The organism is Pseudogracilibacillus sp. SE30717A, from assembly GCF_037071985.1.
Classification (GTDB): domain Bacteria; phylum Bacillota; class Bacilli; order Bacillales; family Amphibacillaceae; genus Pseudogracilibacillus.
In genome coordinates, this window is the sequence record NZ_JAXHDF010000005.1 from 37,343 (window position 1) to 55,387 (window position 18,045).

General features: G+C 34.7%; 21 protein-coding genes and 1 other annotated feature. All 21 genes read right to left on the bottom strand.

The annotated features are described in order from the left end of the window. Positions 1 to 7: 7 nt before the first annotated feature. Entirely contained in the window at positions 8 to 205 is a 198-nt protein-coding gene (locus tag SPD48_RS08935) for a DUF2905 domain-containing protein (protein WP_336257755.1), read from the bottom strand. 6 nt (positions 206 to 211) lie between these two features. After that, on the bottom strand, positions 212 to 1,204 hold the full coding sequence (gene ruvB / locus SPD48_RS08940) for a Holliday junction branch migration DNA helicase RuvB (protein WP_336257756.1): 993 nt from the start codon (positions 1,202 to 1,204) through the stop codon (positions 212 to 214). A gap of 24 nt (positions 1,205 to 1,228) precedes the next feature. Next, positions 1,229 to 1,828: a Holliday junction branch migration protein RuvA gene (gene ruvA, locus SPD48_RS08945; RefSeq protein ID WP_336257757.1), complete on the bottom strand. Its 600-nt coding sequence runs from the start codon at positions 1,826 to 1,828 to the stop codon at positions 1,229 to 1,231. A gap of 21 nt (positions 1,829 to 1,849) precedes the next feature. Then, the gene (locus SPD48_RS08950; RefSeq protein WP_336257758.1) at positions 1,850 to 2,578 is read right to left on the bottom strand and encodes a YebC/PmpR family DNA-binding transcriptional regulator; all 729 of its coding nucleotides are present in this window, start codon (positions 2,576 to 2,578) and stop codon (positions 1,850 to 1,852) included. A gap of 138 nt (positions 2,579 to 2,716) precedes the next feature. Continuing rightward, positions 2,717 to 3,457, bottom strand: coding sequence for an NAD(+) synthase (nadE, locus tag SPD48_RS08955; RefSeq protein ID WP_336257759.1), 741 nt, complete (start codon positions 3,455 to 3,457; stop codon positions 2,717 to 2,719). Positions 3,458 to 3,623: 166 nt separating this feature from the next. Further along, positions 3,624 to 4,484, bottom strand: coding sequence for a SafA/ExsA family spore coat assembly protein (gene safA / locus SPD48_RS08960; protein ID WP_336257760.1), 861 nt, complete (start codon positions 4,482 to 4,484; stop codon positions 3,624 to 3,626). Positions 4,485 to 4,974: 490 nt separating this feature from the next. Beyond that, entirely contained in the window at positions 4,975 to 5,832 is an 858-nt protein-coding gene (gene pheA, locus SPD48_RS08965; RefSeq protein WP_336257761.1) for a prephenate dehydratase, read from the bottom strand. Between the two features lie 112 nt (positions 5,833 to 5,944). Next, positions 5,945 to 7,213: a GTPase ObgE gene (gene obgE / locus SPD48_RS08970; protein WP_336257762.1), complete on the bottom strand. Its 1,269-nt coding sequence runs from the start codon at positions 7,211 to 7,213 to the stop codon at positions 5,945 to 5,947. A 429-nt stretch (positions 7,214 to 7,642) separates the two neighbouring features. Beyond that, on the bottom strand, positions 7,643 to 7,933 hold the full coding sequence (gene rpmA, locus SPD48_RS08975) for a 50S ribosomal protein L27 (RefSeq protein ID WP_336257763.1): 291 nt from the start codon (positions 7,931 to 7,933) through the stop codon (positions 7,643 to 7,645). 16 nt (positions 7,934 to 7,949) lie between these two features. Beyond that, a complete protein-coding gene (locus SPD48_RS08980) occupies positions 7,950 to 8,276 on the bottom strand; it encodes a ribosomal-processing cysteine protease Prp (RefSeq protein ID WP_336257764.1) in 327 nt (108 codons plus the stop codon). Between the two features lie 11 nt (positions 8,277 to 8,287). Next, positions 8,288 to 8,596, bottom strand: a complete 309-nt coding sequence (rplU, locus tag SPD48_RS08985; protein WP_336257765.1) for a 50S ribosomal protein L21 — start codon at positions 8,594 to 8,596, stop codon at positions 8,288 to 8,290. Between the two features lie 13 nt (positions 8,597 to 8,609). After that, positions 8,610 to 8,682 (bottom strand) — a sequence feature (ribosomal protein L21 leader region). 74 nt (positions 8,683 to 8,756) lie between these two features. After that, positions 8,757 to 9,611, bottom strand: a complete 855-nt coding sequence (locus SPD48_RS08990; RefSeq protein ID WP_336257766.1) for a M50 family metallopeptidase — start codon at positions 9,609 to 9,611, stop codon at positions 8,757 to 8,759. After that, on the bottom strand, positions 9,595 to 10,371 hold the full coding sequence (locus tag SPD48_RS08995; protein WP_336257767.1) for a M23 family metallopeptidase: 777 nt from the start codon (positions 10,369 to 10,371) through the stop codon (positions 9,595 to 9,597). The genes SPD48_RS08990 and SPD48_RS08995 overlap by 17 nt, the downstream gene beginning before the upstream one ends. Positions 10,372 to 10,601: 230 nt before the next feature. Next, on the bottom strand, positions 10,602 to 11,399 hold the full coding sequence (minD, locus tag SPD48_RS09000; protein WP_336257768.1) for a septum site-determining protein MinD: 798 nt from the start codon (positions 11,397 to 11,399) through the stop codon (positions 10,602 to 10,604). Continuing rightward, complete coding sequence (gene minC, locus SPD48_RS09005; RefSeq protein WP_336257769.1) at positions 11,392 to 12,090, bottom strand: septum site-determining protein MinC; 699 nt, start codon at positions 12,088 to 12,090, stop codon at positions 11,392 to 11,394. Before minC ends, minD begins: the two co-directional genes overlap by 8 nt. A gap of 89 nt (positions 12,091 to 12,179) precedes the next feature. Continuing rightward, positions 12,180 to 12,716 carry a rod shape-determining protein MreD gene (mreD, locus tag SPD48_RS09010; RefSeq protein ID WP_336257770.1) on the bottom strand — a complete coding sequence of 179 codons (537 nt, stop codon included), beginning with the start codon at positions 12,714 to 12,716 and terminating at the stop codon, positions 12,180 to 12,182. Between the two features lie 2 nt (positions 12,717 to 12,718). After that, the gene (mreC, locus tag SPD48_RS09015) at positions 12,719 to 13,594 is read right to left on the bottom strand and encodes a rod shape-determining protein MreC (protein WP_336257771.1); all 876 of its coding nucleotides are present in this window, start codon (positions 13,592 to 13,594) and stop codon (positions 12,719 to 12,721) included. 12 nt (positions 13,595 to 13,606) lie between these two features. Beyond that, the gene (locus SPD48_RS09020) at positions 13,607 to 14,641 is read right to left on the bottom strand and encodes a rod shape-determining protein (protein ID WP_442962139.1); all 1,035 of its coding nucleotides are present in this window, start codon (positions 14,639 to 14,641) and stop codon (positions 13,607 to 13,609) included. A gap of 298 nt (positions 14,642 to 14,939) precedes the next feature. Beyond that, on the bottom strand, positions 14,940 to 15,608 hold the full coding sequence (radC, locus tag SPD48_RS09025) for a RadC family protein (protein ID WP_442962140.1): 669 nt from the start codon (positions 15,606 to 15,608) through the stop codon (positions 14,940 to 14,942). Positions 15,609 to 15,801: 193 nt separating this feature from the next. Continuing rightward, positions 15,802 to 16,578 (bottom strand): SPOR domain-containing protein, encoded by a 777-nt coding sequence (locus tag SPD48_RS09030; RefSeq protein WP_336257774.1) that lies wholly within the window; start codon positions 16,576 to 16,578, stop codon positions 15,802 to 15,804. Positions 16,579 to 16,687: 109 nt separating this feature from the next. Next, the gene (locus SPD48_RS09035; protein ID WP_336257775.1) at positions 16,688 to 17,968 is read right to left on the bottom strand and encodes a bifunctional folylpolyglutamate synthase/dihydrofolate synthase; all 1,281 of its coding nucleotides are present in this window, start codon (positions 17,966 to 17,968) and stop codon (positions 16,688 to 16,690) included. Positions 17,969 to 18,045 lie beyond the last annotated feature (77 nt).

Sequence of the window (18,045 nt, forward strand, 5' to 3'; positions counted from 1 at the left end):
TATTCTCTTATCGAAATCTACCTATAAAATAAAAAATAGCAGTTAATATAATACTTACAACAATTGATGTCATTATAGGAAAATGAAAAGAAACATTTCCTTTTTTAAAACTAATATCTCCGGGCAATTTACCAATAAACGTCCAAATTGCTCCAATGATGATAAATATAAGTCCTATTAATAAAAACATTTTCCCAATATGCATCTAAAATCACCTTTTAATCCCAAAATGATTGAATGCCTTTTCGGTAGCTACACGTCCTCTAGGCGTTCGCTGAATAAATCCTATCTGTAATAAATATGGTTCATATACATCTTCAATAGTTTGGGGTTCTTCTCCTATAGTTGCCGCAATGGTATCCAAACCAACTGGTCCACCACCAAAATCCTGCATAATACCTTTTAATAATTTATGATCGATATGATCAAGGCCTACATGGTCTACTTGCAACATATCTAACGCTAATTTTGTCGTTTCAATTGAAATTTCTTTTTCGCCTCGAACTTGTGAGATATCTCGAATCCGTTTAAGTAAACGATTTGCAATCCGAGGTGTTCCTCTTGAACGTCCAGCAATTTCCTGGGCCGCTTCCTTTGATATAGGCATATTAAAAATGGATGCGGTTCGCTCTATAATCATACATAAATCTTTTGTTTCATAGAACTCCAGTCTACTTAGCACTCCAAAGCGATCACGTAACGGAGCTGATAATAATCCAGCTCGAGTTGTGGCACCTACAAGAGTAAATGGGGGTAAATCAATTCGTACGGATCTTGCACTCGGTCCTGTCCCAATAACAATATCTAAAAAATAATCTTCCATTGCAGGATAGAGAACCTCTTCTACTGACCGCGGTAATCGATGTACTTCATCAATGAATAGCACATCCCCAGGTTCTAATGAAGACAATATTGCAGCTAAATCACCGGATCGTTCTATCGCTGGACCAGATGTAGACCGAAATGCAACTCCCATTTCATTTGCAATAATTGCAGCTAATGTTGTTTTCCCAAGACCAGGGGGGCCATAAAGTAAAACATGATCTAAAGCTTCATTACGCATTCTAGCTGCTTGTATAAAAATATTAAGATTTTCTTTTACTTTATCTTGTCCAATATATTCAGCTAAGATAGTAGGACGGAGGCTCAATTCTACAACAGAATCCTCTTCACTCTGCTCGCCTGTTACAATGCGCTCTTCCACGAAGGACCCCTCACAATCTATTTATTAATTTTTAACTAATAATGATAACGCATGCCGTATCATATGATCTACTTCTTGAATATTCGAGTTCCGAAGTGTCGGCATTATTTGATTAATCTCTTTTTCCAAATAACCTAACGATTTTAATGCCTCTTTTGCTTCATCTAAATGATGTGAACCCGCTACTTCATTTGATACGGATACTGTATTTTCAATAAAGAACATGGAAGTAAGTTTGCCTTTTAAATCGAGAATAATTTGTCTAGCAGTCTTTTTTCCAACTCCTGGGAATTGTGTCAAATACTTCTCATCTTCGCTTTCCACAGCAGCGACGAAATCCGGAACATGGACACTTCCTAAAATAGCAATAGCGCTCTTTGGTCCAATTCCTGAGACAGAAATCAACTGGGTGAACAGTTGCTTTTCATCCTCATCTTTAAACCCGTACAAACATTGGATATCTTCTCGTACATGATGATACGTATAAATAAATAATTCTTTTTGTAAATAAGATTGAAAAACAAATGGATTTGGACAAATAATTTCGTATCCAATTCCTTGAACATCTATAATGATTGAATCTTCCTGGATAAAAGTAACTTTTCCTTTTATATAAGCTATCATTGTATTCCCCTTTTACACACTCTACTCCACTTTCAAATTATGATGAACATCTTGTACATCTTCATTTTCTTCTAACATATCGATTAACTGAAGTACTTTACTTGATTGTTCCTCGTCAAGCTCACTATATGTTTCCGGGATTAACGTTATTTCCGCTTCTTCAATAGTATAGCCTTGTTCTTCCATATGAAGACGTACTTGTTCAAAATCATCGGGACCAGTGAAAACTTCATAGACACCATTCTCTATTTGTATATCATCAGCTCCCGCATCAATTGCTTCCATTGTAATTTCATCTTCATCAATCGCATTTTCCTGATCAACAATTACGATATATCCTTTGCGATTAAACATAAATGAAACACAGCCTGTTTCACCTAAATTTCCACCATGCTTACTAAAGGCATGACGAACTTCTGCAGCTGTTCGATTACGGTTATCGGTTAATACATGTACAATTACTGCGACTCCGTTTGGTCCATAACCTTCATAAGTTACTTCTTCATAACTTGCTCCATCTAGTGTTCCCGTTGCTTTTTTAATTGCACGTTCAATATTATCATTAGGCATATTGTCTGCTTTTGCTTTTTCGATAGCAGATCTAAGTGCCGGATTCATATCCGGATCTCCACCGCCTTGTTTTGCCGCAGTATAAATAAATTTAGCATGATGCATGAAGATTTTTCCTCTTTTTGCATCTTGAGCTCCTTTGCGTCGTTGAATATTATGCCATTTTGAATGACCTGCCATAATGGTTCCCCTCTTTCAATTCCTTGTGAAAATTCTTATTTAGTATAGCAAATTAACGCTTATTATTAAAGATAGTAATACATGTGCCATTCATTCTTCCTAATTACAATTAGAAAAGATAACAACTATTTTCTAGTTTTATTTTAATCGCAACTGTGTTGCAATCTTACGTTTATGCTCTGTTCTCTCATGTAACTTCTCAATTATTTGTTTATCTTGTTCCGGAATTTCTTTACCTTTTACATAAGCATCAATATTTGCATACGTTGTACCCATTTCCGATTCATCAGTTTGTCCGATCCATAGATCTGCGCTAGGTTGTTTAGCAATTACTTCTTCTGGTATTTCTAAATAGGCAGCTAGCTCCCTTACTTCGCCTTTCGTTAAATCTACAATCGGTTGTAAATCAACACCGCCATCCCCATACTTGGTAAAATAACCTGTATACCATTCAGCCGCATTATCCGTTCCAACAACTAAATATTGATAAATAGTTGCTATTGTATAAAGAGTACTCATTCTTATTCGCGCTCTTAGATTTGCATCCGCTATTCTATTTAGCTCTTCATGCCACTCATTTCGAGTTTTAATCTGTTTTTGAATGTTATCGTACATTAATTTATGCGTATTTGTTAAATCAACTGTTAAGTTAGCCAAGCCACACGAGTCGACAACTTTTTGTGCATCAATAATATCGGCAGGATTACTTTGTATAGGCATAATGACTCCTAGTGAATGTTCTGGACAAGCTCGTTTAATTAGATTCGCAACTACTGCGGAATCAAGTCCGCCACTTACCCCAACAACTAATCCTTTCACATTCGTTTGTTTTACTTGATCTTTTAACCAATTAGTAATTGTATTTACAGTATGCTCCATTACTATCATCCTTTACTCGAATTTGAAGACTTTCTCATATGTTGTGGAAAGAAGAACAGGAAGAGAACGATTTAACATAAAAATCGTCTCTTCATCCTTCATTATACACTTTTTCATTTTTTCCGGAATATTTAAAGGCGTTCTTCATCGATTATTCAACTTAACATTATGGCATAAACATATTATTATTTTCGAAATTACGTTGCCAAGGCATTGGAGAAAATGGTTGTCTTGGACCAAACATTGGCTCTCTTGAATGACAGCAGCAACAACAATGCATATGCTGTGGCATCATCATTGGGGAAGTCATCGGCATTTGCATTTGATTATACATTGGTTGTTCCATTCCTTGCTGCATAGGACGGTGCATCGGCTTGTGATCATACATTGGAGATTCCATCCCCATTGCCATAGGTCTTGTCATTGACATTTCAGTTTTATTACACATGGAAGGAGCCATTCCCATTTCAGGACTTGTCATATACATCGGTTCTGGACACTCCATTGGTCGATGATGTGGTTTTGATTGAACTTCCTCCCTTACTTCTGACCGGACTTCTTCTCTTCTTTCTTCTTTTTCCCTATGTGGAGTCGCCTTATATTCTGTTCCTTTCTTTTCCTCACTTAAAACTTTTTCCGTCTCAAGTTTAGTCGGCATTCTTGGTGGCTGGGTTGCCGGAAGCAGTGGTTCAATATTTTTTGGCATTTCCGGTCTTACTGCTCTTCTTTCTTTATCATCGTGGCGAACTGTACTCCCCATTGGTCTCTCTGCCGTCCGTGCGTTTAACTCCTTACGCCCACTTTTTTCTTCTGAAGCCATTGGAGTTCTTACTTCTTTTTGCTTAGGCTCTCTCATTTCACTGCGGACTTGTTTTGATTCGGACGGAATTTTAATTTTCATCCCAGGCATTATCATATCAGGGCTTGACAATTGCGAGTTCAGCCTGACAATATCCTCAAAGTTTACATTATACTTTTTTGCGATATCAAAGAGAGTATCACCTTTTTGGACGATGTGAATTCTCAAAATAAACAAACTCCTTTCATTTCTGTTAAATTAGGCATATGTCTCCTTAACAAGATATGCATAGAAGTTGTCCTTGTTGAATATGAAATTATATGAATGAATTTCTTGCAACTAAAGTTACGGGATTCTTGGGAAGAAAGCATGTTTGCTCCTTAGTAGCATACACCAAGAACAGAGGTTTCTCTTATTTACCAAGCTATCCCCATAGTCCTTACGGTTCTATTTTAAAGATTATGCTTATAATCTAAGACCTTCGGTTAAAGTGTTTTTGCTTGCATTCATATCTCGAGAGTACGACAAACCGAACACTCCATACCAATCAGCTTTAAGCTGAATTTTGTAACTAAGCTAGATTATAATACGTCAGAAATAGTTAAAGCTATCCTTTAATCAAAGTCGATTCATCCCTCGATTGATAGCACTGGTAACGCCCAGTCTAAATGAGAAAAACGTCTTCAATTGAAGACGTTAATCATATCTATATTCTCATTTAGTTTCCTTCAAACTGGTATACAGGATAAGTTCCTAAAATTGTAACATTACATCCAAGTGCTTCTAATTCTCCTTGCACACCTGGAAATAATGCATCATCATAAGGTTCATCTACATCAATGATGAAAAAGTAATTTCCTAAGCCTGTTTTCATTGGACGTGATTCAATTTTTGATAAATTCATTTTCCTCCAAGCAAACGCCGATAATACTTGATGTAAAACCCCTGCCCGATCTTCGGGTAGAGTTATTAATAAACTTGTCCTATCCAATTTAACTGGGTGATTGATACGAACAGTTTCTTTATTTTTAGTAAGTACAATAAATCGTGTATGATTGTTAGGATAGTCATGTATGTTTTCTTTAAATACCGTTAAGTTATATTCCCTTGCTGCTAAAGTATTCCCAATTGCTGCGATTGGATTGCCATTGGCACTTACCATTTCTGCCGCACTTCCTGTTGAATCTGAATAATGAATCTCAGCATTTGGTACGTTTTTATGGAGATATTGTTGGCATTGGGCAATTGCATGTCGATGCGAATGTACTTCCTTGATATCTAAAAGGGAGCCGGTAAAATTTGAATGAACAAGTAAATTTTGTTGGATTGGAACTACGATCTCCGCAATAATTGGTAAACGAACTTGATGAACAAGATAATCTATCGTTAAATGAACAGTACCTTCTATTGCATTTTCAATCGGCACAACTCCGATTTTCACTTCTTCGTTATTTACTGCATCTATACAATGGGGAATTGTTTTGAATGCAACTTTTTCATCCCCATTAAATGCTGCATCAACTGCTAATTTCGTAAAAGTTCCTTTTGGACCTAAATATCCTATTTTGTCTGACAATTATGTTCCCCCTAACCTTGCATAAAACCCAAATAAAAGTAATTTTTTTAAATTTCTATTTACATACTATTCTACATTATCAAACTAAAGTATGCATAGCCACTGTTTTGGCTTAATCAATAAATTCAAACTCAAAATCTAATAGCCTGACCGTATCGCCATCTGTAGCTCCACGCTTACGAAGTGCATCGTCTACACCTAGATGACGAAGTTGTCTTGCAAAACGTTGTGTGCCTTCGTCCGAATTAAAATCAGTCATCTTAAATAACCGTTCAATCTTATTTCCTGATAAAACAAAAGCACCATCATCATCACGCGTTATTATAAATGAATCTCCAATTGCTTTTGGTTGAATAACAACTTGTTCTTCTGTCTCTGCTGTTTTTGGTATCGTCTCTAATGTATCTGCAATTACATAAAGTAATTCTTTTAGTCCTTCTCTTGTAAGGGCAGAAATTGGATAAACCCGAATACCTTCTGGTAGCTTTTCCTTGAATAATTGTAAATTTTCTTCTGCATCAGGCATATCCATTTTATTTGCAACAATAATCTGTTGTTTATCCATTAATTTCTTATCATATTGAACTAATTCTTCATTTATTTTTACATAATCTGTATATGGATCTCTACTTTCCAGACTAGCCATGTCTATTAAATGTACAATCAGTCTTGTTCGTTCTATATGCCTTAAAAATTGATGTCCTAACCCTATTCCTTCATGAGCTCCTTCAATTAAACCTGGTAAATCTGCCATGACAAAGCTTCGACCATCTTCCGTATCCACAACACCTAGATTGGGAGAAAGCGTAGTGAAATGGTACTCCGCAATTTTAGGTCTTGCTGAGCTAACTACAGATAATAAAGTAGATTTTCCTACACTTGGAAAACCAACTAGACCTACATCTGCTATTACCTTTAGTTCAACTCGAATATTTCTTTCTTCTCCTGGTTCACCATTTTCAGCTAAATTAGGTGCTGGGTTCCTTGACGTTGCAAAACGTAAGTTACCTCGTCCCCCAGCTCCACCTTTTACAATAACAGACTGTTGTTCGTGTGCAGTTAAATCAGCAATTAATTCGCCTGTATCTGCATCATAAACGGTAGTTCCTGGTGGTACTGGTACAATTAAAGGCTCAGCATTTTTCCCATGCTTACTTTTGCTCATTCCATTTTCGCCTCGTTCAGCTTTGAAGTGACGATTATATCTAAAATCAATTAGGGTATTCAATCCTTCATTAACTCGGAAGATAATATCTCCTCCATTTCCTCCATCACCACCTGCTGGACCACCTTTCGGAACATATTTCTCTCTCCGAAAGGCTGCAATACCATTTCCCCCATCACCTGCTTTTACATAAACATTCACCTGATCAACAAACATTGTGTGTCACCTCTATTTCAACTTCATTTACTTTTTCAAATAAATGATTTACCATATCGTTAATAATTATTGTTTACACCTTTTACTATACTATAGCGTACGAATAATTAAAAAGATGTTAATGAAAACTTAAGCAATAATGATCCTGAATATATCATCTTTCCTTCCTCTTGTTACTATACTACACTCGCATTAGATTTTACTAATTACATTAACAAATGCACCCAAAAAGAAGCTAAATTTGTATTTATTCAAGCATAATTTAAAACGAAAATCGTGTTTATATTAAACGTAAATTTAATCATATCCAGTTAAAATAATAATTCCTTTTATATGTAAATAGTAAAGTTGTCCAGTTACACTAATACTTACAAGTAATTAAAAAACTCCAACCATGAATGGATTGGAGTTTTTACTATGCATATTTAATTACGCTTCTAAAGCCTCTGGATAGACACTAACTTTCTTACGATCGCGTCCGTAAGCTTCAAATCTAACAACACCGTCAACTTTAGCATATAAAGTATCATCTTTACCACGGCCTACATTATCACCAGGATAGATTTTTGTTCCACGTTGACGATATAGAATAGATCCCCCTGTTACAAATTGACCATCAGCACGTTTTGCACCTAAACGTTTAGCGTGGGAATCACGACCGTTTCTAGTGCTACCAGCACCTTTTTTCTGAGCGAAAAACTGTAAATCAAGTCTCAACATTGAAAGGCACCTCCTTCTAATCTTTAATCTGAATAAACTTACTATATTCACGTTCAATTGTTTGTAATGATATAAGCATTGCCTCTAAAATAAGTTGTACTTGCTCCGACTGTTCTATAGATAATGAAGATGGAATTTCTACAGATAAATATCCTCCATCCTCACCCTGATCAATTTTCAAATCGACCTCACATAATTTAATGACTGCATTAACAGCACCAAAAGATACTGCCGAAACTCCAGCACAAACTAAATCGTATCCATATGGACCACTATTAGCATGGCCACTTATTTCAAAGAGATGTATTGCTCGATCTTTACGAAATACATTTACTTTAATCATTCAAGCAATCCTTAAAAGTTAATTTTTTCAACGACTAATTTCGTATAAGGCTGACGATGACCTTGTTTACGGCTATAGTTTTTCTTAGGCTTGTACTTGAAAACAGTAATTTTCTTTTGACGGCCTTGTTTTTCAACTTTAGCTTCAACAGTTGCACCCTCTACGTAAGGAGCACCTACTTTTACGTCATCTCCACCAACGAACAAAACTTTGTCAAAAGTAACTGTTTCTTCAAGTTCTGCATTTACTTTTTCAACGTAAATTTCTTGGCCTTCTGTTACTTTTACTTGCTTTCCACCAGTTTCGATAATAGCATACATTCCACTTGCACCTCCTAATACTCAGACTCGCCATACAGGTACTCATAATAGAGTTTATAACCTGTTCTGTGCGGTTGTAGCTTGGTGCTACATTTAACATTCAAATAATAGCATACTTTTTAATTCCTTGTCAACCTATTCCCTTATTCGTTAAATAAGGTTAAGGTTCCCGAATGATTTCTCCAATTGTTTCCATTACTTTCTTCTCCTTAAAGTATAGTCGCAAACATTTATTTTCACTCAATATATATTCACTTTCTGCTATTTGTAATTCATGTATTCGATTTCGTCTAAATTGTTTAAATACATCTATTAATCGGCATTCATCTGAAATAATAAGTATTTCACTCTTATTACATTCCAGTGGATGATTTAAACGATTTAACAAAAATCGCATAAATGTATAGTATTTATTACGCCATTCTGTCCAGTTCTCAAAAATTAAAAAACTGATTAATAAAAATGCACTTAATGTAAATGGGAAAAAAATTATTTGAACGAGTATAAGTGAAAAACAGCTTAAGAAAGAAAAGACAATGGTAAATTGATGTGCCTTACGGAAGGGTACAATTGTCGATAAAAAATAAAACAACAGTTTCCCGCCATCTAATGGATAGATAGGCAAAAGATTAAATAATAAAATCATAGCATTATAATAATGACCCTGACTTATAACAGATTTTGGGAGAATATTTAAATAATCGAACGAGAGCAGTAATAAAAAAATGAAGATATGTTGTAAAGGACCAGCAATAGTTACAATAATATCTTCTTTAATTTTTCGATTATTAGATTCATCTGTTTTCATTACTCCTCCAAAGATCCATAAAACAATTGAATAAATGCGCCATTTATATAAGGATGCAGCTAAATAATGACCTGCTTCATGAATAATAACAATTAAAAAGATAAGAAAAAGTTGAGTAAATGTACCTGTAATAAAAGATATAAAGATAAAAATAACTAAGATCGGATGTATGTGGATAAGTTTTAAAAAATTAAGGACTATTTTCAACCGGGATCACCTGAGAAGGGTCTATAAATTGATTATCTTTTTCAATTGAGAAATAAACCATTTCATTTTTCTCTGACGGTTGAAACGTTCCGATCGTTTGATTTGCCTGAACACTTTGATAAATATGTACATCGATTGAACTTAAAAAACCATATGTAGTTTTACTTCCATCCGCATGTTGGACAATAATGGTTTTGTTTGTGCTTTTATCATTCCCTGCAAAAATGACAACCCCCCTACTAATCGCTGACACGTTTGTCTTTTCAGTTGGAGATATCATAATTCCTGTACCATTAGATGAAAATGTCTCCACAATAGGACCTAATACCGGTAATACAGATGTATCCTCATGATTCAGCTTTGTAGTGTCTTGTGGCGTTAAGGCTAATGGAGAACCAAACTTTGTAACATACCATTCATTTACTTTCGCAAAGGGAAACTCCTCCTGTAATACTTCATATGTCCATTGTTGAGCTTGGTGAAAATTTTGGGAGTTCGTCTGTGCTAAAAATGATACGATAATAAATAAACCGATAGAAGCAGCTGCTTTAAAAAACATATTAAAAGACATAGTTTTTTGGTTATCTTTTTTAAAGCTGGAGCTTATATCATATGCAGGTACATCAAAAAATCCATGTTTTTCTTCTTCAGAAGCTGTAAAAGGTAAAACGTTAGGATTCATTTTGCCTTTATTAAGTTGGTCTCGGTTTTTTTTACGTTGTTTAATTGATTGTCTTACTTTTTGAATGCCTCTATCCATTATTTTCAATCCTTTACAAGTCATTTATTTAATAGATATGAGCTTGGAGGACAAGTTATGAATAGAAAACATAATCAATAATATTCAAATTTCTAAATTATAACATATAAGGCCACTTGAAAATATCATTGTAACCTTGTCTTTAAAACAGGAAAAGAGAAATTCAAACTGAACCAGTTCGGATTTCTCTTCGACTAAAACATTTTTCTCCATATTATTTTTATAAATCATTATGATTTTATTCCGAAGAATTTTTTAACTTTACTGAACATGCCTGATTCTTCATCTAATGATTGTAACGGAACGGTTTCACCTAGGATTCTTCGCGCGATATTACGATACGCTATAGAAGCTTTGTTATTGGGATTAAGTGCGACAGGTTCACCGCTATTTGATGCTTTAATCACATCGTCACTATCAACAACTATTCCTAATAGATCAATAGATAACATTTGTACAATATGATCTATATCTAGCATTTCTCCTTGTTTCATCATATGATTTCTAATTCGATTTACAATAAGTCGCGGACGTTTCATTTCTTTCTGTTCAATAAGTCCAATAATACGATCTGCATCTCTTACACTCGATTTTTCAGGAGTAGTTACAACGATTGCTTCATCTGCTCCAGCAATCGCATTTTGAAATCCTTGCTCAATTCCTGCAGGACAATCTATTAAAATATAGTCATAATCTTGCTTTAGTTCAGATATAATGTCTAACATACCTTCTCTAGTTACCGCAGATTTATCACTAGTTTGTGCTGCAGGTAATAAAGATAAAGATTCAAATCTTTTATCTGGAATAAGTGCTTGGGCAAGTTTACATCGACCTTCGACAACGTCAACGATATCATAGATGATCCTGTTTTCTAGGCCCATTATGACATCCAAATTACGTAAACCAATGTCTGTATCAATTAGACACACTTTTTTATCCATTAAAGCGAGTGCAGTACCTAGGTTTGCAGTTGTAGTAGTTTTTCCAACGCCACCTTTTCCAGATGTAACAACGATTGCCTCACCCATTCAGAATTCTCCTCTCTAATCCCCGCAATTCTTTTCGTACATAGGGTAATACTTGAAGTCGATCAATGATAATTTTTTCTTTTTCTTTATCAAAATACCCACATTCCATATAAACTCCCTCAGACTCGTAATCGGGTGATCTGCTTATGTACTTAGCAATTCGCAGTTGAGTTGGGTTCATATATGATGCAGCAATAACAGCATTCTCATCTCCATCAATTCCTGCGTGTGCAATACCGTGAAGATTACCTAACACAAAAATGTTACCAGTTGCCCTCACTTGACCGCCAGGATTCACATCTCCGATAAGAAGAAGATCCCCTATTACTTCTACGACTTGTCCGGAACGAATTATTCGACTAATTGTCTTTATTTCACTTTGTTCAATCCATGTTTCTGCTTGGATCTTATCGATTACTTCAGATTCATAACGTTCCACAAAAAAACGATTATCTTTTTCAATCAAGCTCTCTAATTGTTTTTTTTGTTCATTTGTTATGTAACGATGACCAAGTTTAATAATAACAGAGAGACTCTGTTCTTCTTCATTTTTTTCACTTGTAGGTGTGGCAGCTAATTTTTCTTCTAACTCTTCTATTATTTCTCCAAAGGAACTATCGTCTTCTATGTAGAAAGTTAATCCTTCCTTTGTTCCTTTAATTGTTATTAATTGCATTTCCTTTTGCTTCAATCGACTCACCTCATTAAGAGACTATACGGTTTATTTCCTTATCAAATGAAGAATTACTATATTAAACTTGGTATGCTGTTAGACGTTTCTTATATTCTATGTTTACCAAAATGTTCATCGCTCCACCTATGTAAATGTTTAACAGAGAGCAAATATATCGGTATTAAAAAAATAATATTCGCTAATATTGTTGGTAATAAACGGTGTAATAAAAAAGTCGTCATCGTAACATCAACAATATCTACAATCGTGAAGATAAAAAACAATAAAAACTCAGTGATAGAAATGGTAATAAACGCAATAATAATCGTCATCGATAAGTTTGTTTGTAAAAACCGTTTTAATAAATGAACAATATATAAAGAAAACGGATATATGAACATATATACTCCTAATACCCCAGTATAGACGACATCCACTAACAATCCAAAGCACACGCCATATACAATTGCAAAAAAAGTTTCACTTGTATCATAAAATAAACATACTAGAATAAGAAACATTAAAACCCAATGTGGAACAATTAATGTGTCACTTGAAGTTAAGAAAGAGGGCAACAGATCTAATGCAACTCCTTCACTCACCAGCAAAAGAAATAGAATAAGCGGAAATAGTAATCGTTTCATCGTTATTCTTCCTCTTTTTCATCTGTATCGTCATCCACGTTTAGTGAACGATCTACGACGATCACATGATTAATTTCATACATATTCGCTAATGGAGTTACATAAGCTGTTTTCGTTAATCCATATTGATCCGGTTGTACTTCTTTTATTGTACCAATCGGAAGACCAGAAGGGAATAGCCCCCCCATATTTGATGAAACAACTAGTTCTCCTTCTTTTAAATCTTTATCAGATTGTTCAATAATTCGAAAGATCAATGCCTCTTTTTCTTTATCATACCCTTCTATTAAACCGAAAATATTATCTGCATCTTCTCTTGATACAGTTGCCGAAATTCGATTTAATTGGTCGAATCCTGTAATTAACTGGACGGTTGCTGTTGAAGTCGATAAAGACTTTACTTTCCCTATCATACCATCAACGGTCATTACTGCCATATTTTTCTTAACCCCATCATTGCTGCCTTGATTTATTGTTATTTGTTCTAACCAACGTTCTGGAGATCGGGATATAACGTTCGCAATTATTGGTTCAAAATCTCTAGACGATTCGACGATTTCCAATGCTTTACGCAGTTCCTCATTTTCCTTTTCAATTTCCTGAACTTCATATACTAACGTCTTATACTCAGCTAATTTTTCACGTAATATTTTGTTCTCCTCATACGTGTTTTTAATATCCTTTATATTTGAAACTGAATTGACAACTAGGGTTACTGGCGTATGAATAAAATTTTGCACCCATCCTACCGAATCGCTTAAAAACTTCTCAGGTGTCGATAGATTATTATTATTTGATAAAGAATAACCTACCAAAACAACTAAGACAATAATTCCTATTAATAAAATAAATAAAGACTTCCTCCGAAAAAATGACATATATACACCTACTTAATCTATCGTTGGACGCGAAGCTACATTGGGATGATCACGAAAATGTTGAATATAATCAAGTGATTTACCCGTTCCGATTGCAACACTTTCCAATGGGTTTTCTGTTATAAACACTGGAATATCCGTTTCTTCACTTATTACTTTATCTATATTATTTAAAAGTGCTCCCCCACCGGTTAAAACAATTCCGCGGTTCATTACATCTGCTGATAATTCTGGAGGTGTTTTTTCCAATGTAACTTTCACTGCGTGTACTATCTTCTCAATATTTTCACTTAAAGCAACTGAAATCTCTTTACCAGAAATAGAAATTGTCTCCGGTAATCCGGTCAATAAATTTCGGCCCCGAATTTCCATTTCACCCATATCGTCTGTTTCAATAGCTGAACCAATTTCAATTTTAATCGCTTCTGCTGTTCGTTCCCCAATCATTAAATTATATGTTTTACGAATATAATTAGTAATCGCTTCATCCATATCATTTCCTGCTACACCAATTGATCTGCTTGTAACAATTCCGCCAAGGGAAATGACTGCTACTTCCGTTGTGCCACCACCTATATCAACAACCATACTACCAGTTGGCTCCCAAACAGGTAAATCAGCACCTATTGCTGCAGCAAAAGGTTCAGCAATCGGGAATGCCTCTTTCGCACCCGCTAATTTTGTAGCATCAATTACTGCTCTTTCTTCCACTTTCGTAATACCAGATGGTACACAAACAACGATATTAGGTTTTGCGCCCAATCCAGAGCGTTTATGTCTCGCTTTTTGTATGTAATATTTCATCATTGTAGCGGTTGTATCATAATCGGCGATCACTCCATTTTTCATTGGGCGAATAACAGTTATATTACCTGGAGTTCTCCCAATCATATTTCTAGCATCGCTCCCAACTGCTGTTATATCTCCTGTATCGTTATTTATTGCAACGACAGATGGTTCACTGACTACAACACCTTTACCCTTAAAAAATACCAACGTATTTGCGGTTCCTAAATCTATTCCTAAGTCTTGAGTTAATCGAAACATTGCCAAGAAAAATCTTCCTTTCTCTTTCCGAAATTCATGATGTATAGAGCTTTATATAGCTTTACATAAAAATCATAATTTATGTGAGTGCATTAAGTGCATAAATTTATAAAGCGCCACTTCCATAGGATGAATAGAAAAATGGCGCTTTTCCTTAATCACTCTTTTTATTATACGAAAAAAAAAGAGAAAATGATAGGATTTCCATCGATGCAAAAATTTTTAATAGGCTTGTAACTATTGTGTAATAATACAGGAAACCTTACGTTTATTTAGCATTTTTAGCCAGTAAAATTAATTATAAGTACCCTTTTTCTTTTAGGGAAGTAAAGGAGTTGTTTCCAATAACTAGATGGTCTAATAATTCGATTCCCATAATTTTACCCGCTTCAACCAATCTTCGAGTTACATGTATATCTTCTTTGGAAGGGGAAGGATCTCCTGAAGGATGATTATGTGCACATATGATTGAAGCTGCAGAGCGTTTTACTGCTTCTCTGAAGATTTCCCTTGGATGAACAATTGAGGCGTTTAAGCTTCCTATAAAGATAGTTTGACGATGAATAATCTGGTTTTTTGTATTTAAAAATAGTACAACTAAATGTTCTTGATTTAGATTACGCATTTCCTCCATCACATAATCTGCTCCATCTTCCGGTGATCGTATAATATACTTTTCTTCCGGCTTGTAACGGTTAATTCTCCTTCCTAATTCAAGTGCTGCTAGAATAATAATGCCTTTTGCATTACCTATTCCTTTGATTGAAGTCAATTCTTCAATGGTTGCATCGCTTAACAGCTTCAAGCCTTCAAAGTGCATTAATACCCGATTGGATAAATCCATAACAGATTCATTTTGGGTGCCGCTGCCAAGCAAAATTGCTAGTAGTTCTTGGTTCGACAAATGACTTTCCCCATATTTGATCAATCTTTCCCTTGGTCGTTCCTCTTTTGGAACATCTCTCATTTTGATAGAAATGCTAGTCAATATACTTCCCCTTTCTTTTGTTTCTTCTATCATAAGACGTTCCAAGTAAGGTTGCTAATGTTCAAAATGGCATTTTAAATACGAATAGGTTCATAAAAACATCATTATTCACTAGATGAATTATTGATTTTAATGGTGGATATAAACAGGATTTTATAATTTCACTCATAATTTAGCTTGCCAATAATTGTTCAAATTCTTTTATCAATTTTAATAGAATAAACCGTTCCTTATCTTCTTTCCCTTCGATTTCTATTTCAGTAGAAATCTGATCGACAAAATGATTGAATTCAGGTGAATAGGCTTGATCCGTATTGATTAAAGCCTCCCATTTCTCATTGGAGAGACCCCCCTCTTTTTCAAGAGATTGTAAAGATTCATCCCAAGCCTCAATAAACGATTGTAAAAATGCATTTTCTGCCTCAGTTAACGTAAGCTGTCCGTTTAATGTTTCCCATTGTTTTACATACGCATCAAGACCCTGCTTGTCCATTTGATTTGCAACCAACTTTGCGCTCTCTTCTGTTTGAAATACACCGGTAAACAAATAGTAGTTCCCATCTCGTTGCCAATCTACAGCAGGAAAACCGTTGTCATTAAATGATTCTGCCCATTTTAATGCATTTTCCTGTTCACTAAAAACACCACCTTGAACAACAAAAAATTCAACGGAATCAATCTGTTTCGTATCACCATTTTCTTGATCTTCTTGTTGATTTGCTGTCGAAGTGTTAAGAATACTTGCTTGCTCCGGATCCTCTTGTTTGAGCATATTTAAGATAATAAAACCGAATGTTAACCCAATTAATAAAGATGAACAAACGGCGAAGATTATCTTTTTAAATTGGTGGTGATTTCTGAGCCTAAAAGTTAACGGATGTTTTTGCTTAATTGTAACTGGTTTATTTTGTTCTCCATTTAATTCCGACCACCTTCTATTATTATGCATACACACACGCACCTTTTTAAGAATACTAGAATAGCAAAAATATATCATAGTTACTATAAAAAATTCGTATTCTTTTGTCGGAAGACATTCAACAAAAAAACCGATAAAATTAATCGATCTTTTTGTTAAGCAATTTTTCTCTTACTAATGTTATAAAATGAAGCGAACCTGTTATAAAATAGAGAGTTTGATCTTCTTCTCTTTTTACTATTTTTTGCAGCGTCTCTTGCCAATCTTGAGAATATTCGTCACCGTATTCAACATCAAAATAATGAAAATCTTCAAGTGTTGCTGCTCGTTCATGTTCGAATGTTGTAATAGTAATATACGAAAAACCTTTTCTTAATTCTGTTAACATTTCGTCTAGTTGTTTATCCTTAAAACCTGCAAATAATAAATGTTTCTCTTCAAACGGATAATAAGTTTGTACGGTATTTAAAAAAGCACGGATTCCTGCAACATTATGGGCGCTATCTAAAATGATCGTCGGATGATCCGAAATCGTTTCAAAACGACCTGGACATTTCGTTTTCTTAATGGTTTCTAGCACCTTTTCCCAATTCATTGATAAGCCCGTTCGCTCAATAAGAATAATAGCCATCAAAGCTAAAGATGCATTATCCATTTGATGTCTACCTTTCATGTCCAGTTCAACAGTTAATTTCTTTCCGACAGTTTCCCATACAAACTTATTTTTACCGCCCAAATCATAGTTGAATTCAGAACCTAGCTGATACAGAGCAGCTGATTTATCAATCGCTTCTTTATGGATTATTTCTTCACTGACTTCATTGACTCTTCCTAAAATTACTGGGCTATTGTATTTAATGATCCCCGCTTTATGAGAAGCAATTTCTGCATATGTTTTTCCTAAAAAACGCATATGATCTTTTTCCACATTTGTTATAATGGACAATATTGGGGTAATACAATTTGTCGTATCTTCCCGACCTCCCATACCTGTCTCGACTAATAGAATATCAACGGTATCTTTAAAGTATAGAAATGCTAAAACAGTAATAATTTCAAATTGAGTTGGTTGCATGTCGTTACTATCCAACTGCAGAACAAATGGTAACAACATATTCATTAACTTAATAAACTCTGCTTTTGGCATCTCGGAATTATTTTTAATAAAATGTCCACGAATACCTGTAAAACTCGGAGATGTAAATATACCTACATTGTATTCATTCGCTATAAGTGCTTGATTAATAAACTGAATCGTTGACCCTTTTCCATTTGTCCCTGCAACATGAATCGTCGCTACTTTTTTTTCGGGATTTCCTAGCTCCTCAAGTAAATAGTTAACTCGTTCAAGTCCCGGCTTTATTCCTAAGTTATTTCTTTCTTCTAAAAATAGTTCTATCTCTTCGATGGATTGGAACATCGATTATCACCGCTTTTTCTTGTAAAATAACATAATTCCTCTAAAATAATTATAGCAACACAATCGCACTTCAACAA

Bases quoted from the DNA above. Each gene is read 5' to 3' on its own strand.
- rplU (WP_336257765.1), bottom strand. From the start codon at position 8,596: ATGTATGCTATTATCGAAACTGGTGGAAAGCAAGTAAAAGTAACAGAA.
- ruvA (WP_336257757.1), bottom strand. From the start codon at position 1,828: ATGATAGCTTATATAAAAGGAAAAGTTACTTTTATCCAGGAAGATTCA.
- obgE (WP_336257762.1), bottom strand. From the start codon at position 7,213: ATGTTTGTTGATCAGGTGAATGTTTATGTAAAAGCAGGTGATGGGGGA.
- SPD48_RS09035 (WP_336257775.1), bottom strand. From the start codon at position 17,968: ATGTTCCAATCCATCGAAGAGATAGAACTATTTTTAGAAGAAAGAAAT.
- SPD48_RS08935 (WP_336257755.1), bottom strand. From the start codon at position 205: ATGCATATTGGGAAAATGTTTTTATTAATAGGACTTATATTTATCATC.
- minD (WP_336257768.1), bottom strand. From the start codon at position 11,399: ATGGGTGAGGCAATCGTTGTTACATCTGGAAAAGGTGGCGTTGGAAAA.
- mreC (WP_336257771.1), bottom strand. From the start codon at position 13,594: ATGTCATTTTTTCGGAGGAAGTCTTTATTTATTTTATTAATAGGAATT.
- radC (WP_442962140.1), bottom strand. From the start codon at position 15,608: ATGAGAGATGTTCCAAAAGAGGAACGACCAAGGGAAAGATTGATCAAA.
- mreD (WP_336257770.1), bottom strand. From the start codon at position 12,716: ATGAAACGATTACTATTTCCGCTTATTCTATTTCTTTTGCTGGTGAGT.
- rpmA (WP_336257763.1), bottom strand. From the start codon at position 7,933: ATGTTGAGACTTGATTTACAGTTTTTCGCTCAGAAAAAAGGTGCTGGT.
- SPD48_RS08950 (WP_336257758.1), bottom strand. From the start codon at position 2,578: ATGGCAGGTCATTCAAAATGGCATAATATTCAACGACGCAAAGGAGCT.
- SPD48_RS09020 (WP_442962139.1), bottom strand. From the start codon at position 14,641: ATGTTTCGATTAACTCAAGACTTAGGAATAGATTTAGGAACCGCAAAT.
- nadE (WP_336257759.1), bottom strand. From the start codon at position 3,457: ATGGAGCATACTGTAAATACAATTACTAATTGGTTAAAAGATCAAGTA.
- SPD48_RS09030 (WP_336257774.1), bottom strand. From the start codon at position 16,578: ATGCATAATAATAGAAGGTGGTCGGAATTAAATGGAGAACAAAATAAA.
- SPD48_RS08980 (WP_336257764.1), bottom strand. From the start codon at position 8,276: ATGATTAAAGTAAATGTATTTCGTAAAGATCGAGCAATACATCTCTTT.
- SPD48_RS08995 (WP_336257767.1), bottom strand. From the start codon at position 10,371: ATGGATAGAGGCATTCAAAAAGTAAGACAATCAATTAAACAACGTAAA.